This is a genomic window from Streptomyces katrae (assembly GCF_000966975.1).
GTDB classification, from domain to species: Bacteria; Actinomycetota; Actinomycetes; order Streptomycetales; family Streptomycetaceae; genus Streptomyces; species Streptomyces katrae.
Genome location: NZ_JZWV01000419.1, coordinates 1 through 4,232, shown reverse-complemented (window position 1 = coordinate 4,232; position 4,232 = coordinate 1). Strand labels below are relative to the sequence as shown.

2 protein-coding genes and 1 pseudogene are annotated in these 4,232 nt (G+C 74.2%); 2 read left to right on the top strand and 1 reads right to left on the bottom strand.

The window, feature by feature from the left end; translation table 11 throughout:
• Positions 1-3,024, bottom strand: a 3,024-nt coding sequence (locus VR44_RS41250; RefSeq protein ID WP_169791014.1) for a serine/threonine-protein kinase, incomplete at its 3' end; no start/stop codon positions are given.
• Positions 3,025-3,270: 246 nt separating this feature from the next.
• Between VR44_RS41250 and VR44_RS16175 the strand changes: the two genes are divergently transcribed.
• Both VR44_RS16175 and VR44_RS42645 read left to right on the top strand, forming a co-directional pair.
• A complete protein-coding gene (locus VR44_RS16175) occupies positions 3,271-3,591 on the top strand; it encodes an STAS domain-containing protein (protein WP_157880319.1) in 321 nt (106 codons plus the stop codon).
• Between the two features lie 331 nt (positions 3,592-3,922).
• A pseudogene (locus VR44_RS42645) lies at positions 3,923-4,232 on the top strand (nitrate reductase); the annotation flags it as partial.

Here is a 4,232-nt window from a genome sequence, read left to right as displayed (position 1 = left end):
GGCGATGTGGGCCCCGTCGGGGGCCAGGTCCACCCAGGCGGGTCCGCTGCCCTCCGCGGACGCCCAGTGCAGTACGTCGCGGCCGGTGCCGACCTCCCGCAAGGTGATGCCGTACCGGTCGTCCGCCCCGGCCTGGGTGAACGCGATCAGCCGGCCGTCGTCGCTGATGTCGCCGAGTGCGGTGCTGGGCAGGTCCTGGGCGACCCACAGGTTCTGGCGGAACGCCGGCACCACGTCCTTGCCGGTACGCGTGTCGACCACCCTGCCCTGGAAGCGGTCCGAACGGCCGCTGAGGTCCGGGGAGAACCTCTCGGTGACCAGGGCCGCGCGTCCCCCGCCGGAGACCGCCCTGGTGTTCACGTAGGTCCGGACGGGGGGTCCCGGGGCCAGCGCCCCGGACACATCGAGACGGTGGACGGTGTCGCCGGTCCACTGCAGGAGGCTCTCGGTCTCCTCGTCCAGGGCCAGGTCCGTGACCGGGATACGGGCGCTCGTGAGGTTGTTGAGGCCGGCCGCCGGAACCCGTGCGACGGGCAGGCTTCCCCCGTCCGCGCTCCAGACCTCGGTCCCGTTGGTGGTGTTCGTGGACACGAGGTAATTGCCCCGCGAACTGAACCGCGGTTCGGCGCCCAGCCCGGCGGCCTCACCCACGACGCGCCGGGCCGCCAGGTCGTACACGACGACGTCGCAGGACTTCCCGTCGTTGGACACACTGATCGCGCCGAGCCGGCCGCCGTCCGGACTGAACAGGAGATTTCTGTTGCAGGTGGGCTCCTGGGAGCCGGGAGGCCGGGGCACCAGGACGCCCGGCCCTCCGTCGACGGGCCGGACGGTGACCCCGGCCGTCGAGCAGGACACGATGTGGCGACCGTCCGGCGCGACGGACGCGTCTGCGGGAACGCCCGTGATCGTGCTGCCCCCCGGTGAGACGAGCTCCGTGCCGCCCGTGGGCGAGCCGAGGACCAGTTCGCCCTTGTTGGTCACGCCGGACACCTGGCGTCCGTTCAGCGGCAGCGGCGCGGCGAGCGCCTTGCCGTCCCGGGTCGAGACGACCTGCAGCGTCCCGCCGTCCGGAGCCGTGACCACGACGAGGGAGCCGTCCTCGCTCAGGTGTGACGACCCCAGGAGACCCGTCTTGGCGCCGGGCGGCAGGAGCGTACGCGCGCGGCCCCGGTCCGCGCCGGTCAGGGCGACCGACCTCAGGCCCGCGGGAGACAACAGGAACGCCTCCCGTCCGGTGCCCGACAGCATGCGCTCGCTGTTCTCGCCGTAGGCGAACGCGGGTGTGGTGGTGGCCTGGATCTCGCGCTGGGAGGCGGCGGCGATGAGGGCTGCCCGCGATTCGGGCACCTCCGCCACCCGCCAGGACGCCAGCCCCAGCAGCATCGCCGCGACCGGGTCGGTGCCGCGCAGGGTCTCGGCGGACTGGGCGGTCGTCCGCGCCGTGGCCTCGGCCCGTCTGCGGTCGATCTCGCGGGACTGGAGCCATGCCGCCCCGCCGGCCAGGAGCGCCAGGGCGGTGACGACGGACAGCCCTGCCCGGAACCGCCGACGGCGGCGCACGGTACGTCGTGCGAGGGCCGACGCGGCGTTCGCGCAGGCGGATTCCAAGGGGTTGGGACGCAGGTGGAGCGGTGCCGTCGGCAACCAGGCCGCGCACCTCTCCCATGCGCTGCCGTGCGGCAGGTCCTCGCTCCGGCGGCCGTTGCCCTCCCAGACCAGTGCCGTGGTGGTGAGCCAGAAGCGGACGGCCGTACCGGCGCGGTCCGTCTCGATCCAGCCACGCAGGCGGGGCCAGGCGGGGATGAGGGCGGGGGCGGGGCGGATCCCGCCGTCGGGAAGCACGAGCAGCGCCCCGCCCGAGGTGAGGGCGGCGACGGCAGCGGTCATGGCGTGCTGCTCCGTGCCGGGCCGGCCGGCGAGGAGTTCGGCCGGGGACGCGGAGCGCACCGTGTCCTCGGAGCCGTCCGGCGACGGGCCGGGCACGACCAGGCGGAGCAGGAGCTCGTGGGCGAGGGGCCTTACCCGTTCGGGCAGCACCGCCCAGGCCGCCTCGGCCCGCTCGCCCAGGGTGGGGACCCGGTCGCGGGCGTCCGGTGCCGCGGGGCCGGCCCGGCGGGCGCCGACCTGCATCAGGGCGATCCGGGGGTCGACGGCGGGGCTTTCGGGAGGGCTTTCGGCGGGCCCCGCCCCGGTCCGGGGTCTGGACGCGGGTGCGGGCTCGTCGGCCGGGTCACCCAGCAGGAACAGCAGGATCTCCGTGGCGGTCGGGCGGAGGCCGGGATCCTGCGACAGGGCGCGGTCCACCAGAGCGCGCAAGGAGGGCGGCACGGTGGACAGGTCGGGGCGGTGGCGTACGGTCCGGTAGGCGGTCTCGACCAGGGTTTCGCCACGGAACGGTTCCTCGCCCGAAGCCGCGTAGAGGACGGTGGCGCCCCAGGCGAAGACGTCGGCGGCCGGTCCGGCCCGCTTCCCCGACAGCACCTCGGGCGCCATGTAGCCGAGCGTTCCCATGATCACGCCGCTGGCGGTCTGTGACATGTCGAGGGACCGGGCGATGCCGAAGTCGATGATGCGGGGACCGTCCGGGCCGAGCAAGACGTTCCCCGGCTTGAGGTCCCGGTGCACCACCCCTGCCCGATGGATCGCCGCCAGGCCGGTGGCGATCCCGATCGCCAGCCGGACCACCTCGTCCGCCGCCAGCCGTCCGCCGTCGCGGACGCGGGCGCCGAGTGAGGGGCCCGGCACGTATTCCCCTACGAGGTACGGCTCGTCGGATCCGGATGACACCTCCAGCACCCGGGCGGTGCAGAAGCCGGCCACGCGCTGCGCGGCCTGCGCCTCGCGGCGGAACAGCCGGCGCACCGCCTCGTCGGCGGAGCGGCGCAGTACCTTCACCGCCACCCGGTTCCCGGCCCGGTCGTACGCCTCGTACACGACCCCCTGGGCCCCCTCGCCGAGCCGTGAAGCCGGCCAGTACGCGCCGATCCGCTCCGGATCGTCCGGTAACAACGGACTCCCCACCGCTCCCACCCCCCTGGTCCGCCCCACGGGGGGCGGTGTGTCGCGCCATGTTCGGTGACCGGAGCCGGAAGGTCAACGGCGCGGCGTGCGGGCCGCCTCCGCCCAGGCCGGGCCCGTCGGCGGGGGGGGGACCCGCCTCTCGTTCGCCCTCGCCATCGGGTGGTGACCTTGTAGGGGGTGTCGGCGGGTGTGGGGCATGCCGTACGGTCACCGTGGAGATCCACTGGCGGTTGTTCGGGAGGTCTGGTGACTGTGCCCCAGGTGACGGTGAAGACCGACGTCGGCGGTGTGCGGGTGGTCGTCTGCTCCGGCGACTTCGACCTGGACACCATCAACGTGCTGGTGGAGGCCTGCGCCGACGAGGACTCCCCGGCCGGTCCCCTGGTGGTGGACGTGGCGGGGGTGTCGTTCGCCGACTCCAGCTTCCTCAACGCCCTGGTCCGGCTGCGCAACACCCGCCCTCTGGCCCTGCGGGGCCCGCTCCCCCACCAGCTGCGCCGGGTGATGGAGCTGACCGGGGTCCTCGACCTCTTCGACATCCGCGACCGTCCCGGACAGGCCCGCTGAGCCGCTCGATGGGGCAGTCGCATCCCATGAAGCGCCGTCCTGGGCGATGAGCCCTTCTCCGGGCTGAACCACTCCACCGTGCCGCCGGCCATACACACTCCACACCGGCGTGCGGCCAAAGAACACAGAGAGTTACGGCAGCTCACCGCACCGCCCACCGGCGTCCGGTGCGGCCTGACCCGGGCCCGCCCCGAGGCGCGCGAAGGCGGCGCTTGCCCCGCTGCGCGTCCCTCACGCCTGCGGAGCGAGCGGTGTCGGGCGGAGGCTCTGGGGTAGGCGCCGCTGGTCGAGAGGCCGGCGCGTGCGGCGCGCACTGCGGAGAGGAGCGGCTGTGAGGCTGGAGCCGGTACGGGTACCCGGCGATCGGATCGCCGACCCTTGGGGAGCGCGCACACCGTATGAGCGAGGCGGAAAGTGGCCTGTCCGTACGGACTCCTGCCTGGCCGAGGGTGTGGCAGAGGAGGACGTCGACACGTGGGTGCGGGCGGCCTCGCTCCTGCATTCCGGCGGTGACGCGATGGACATCGCCGTCCGGCACGGGCGGATCGTCGGGGTCCGCGGCCGGCCGGGCGACCGCGTCAACAGGGGCCGGCTGGAGCCGAAGGACCTGTACGCGTGGCAGGCCAACGCCTCCGCGGACC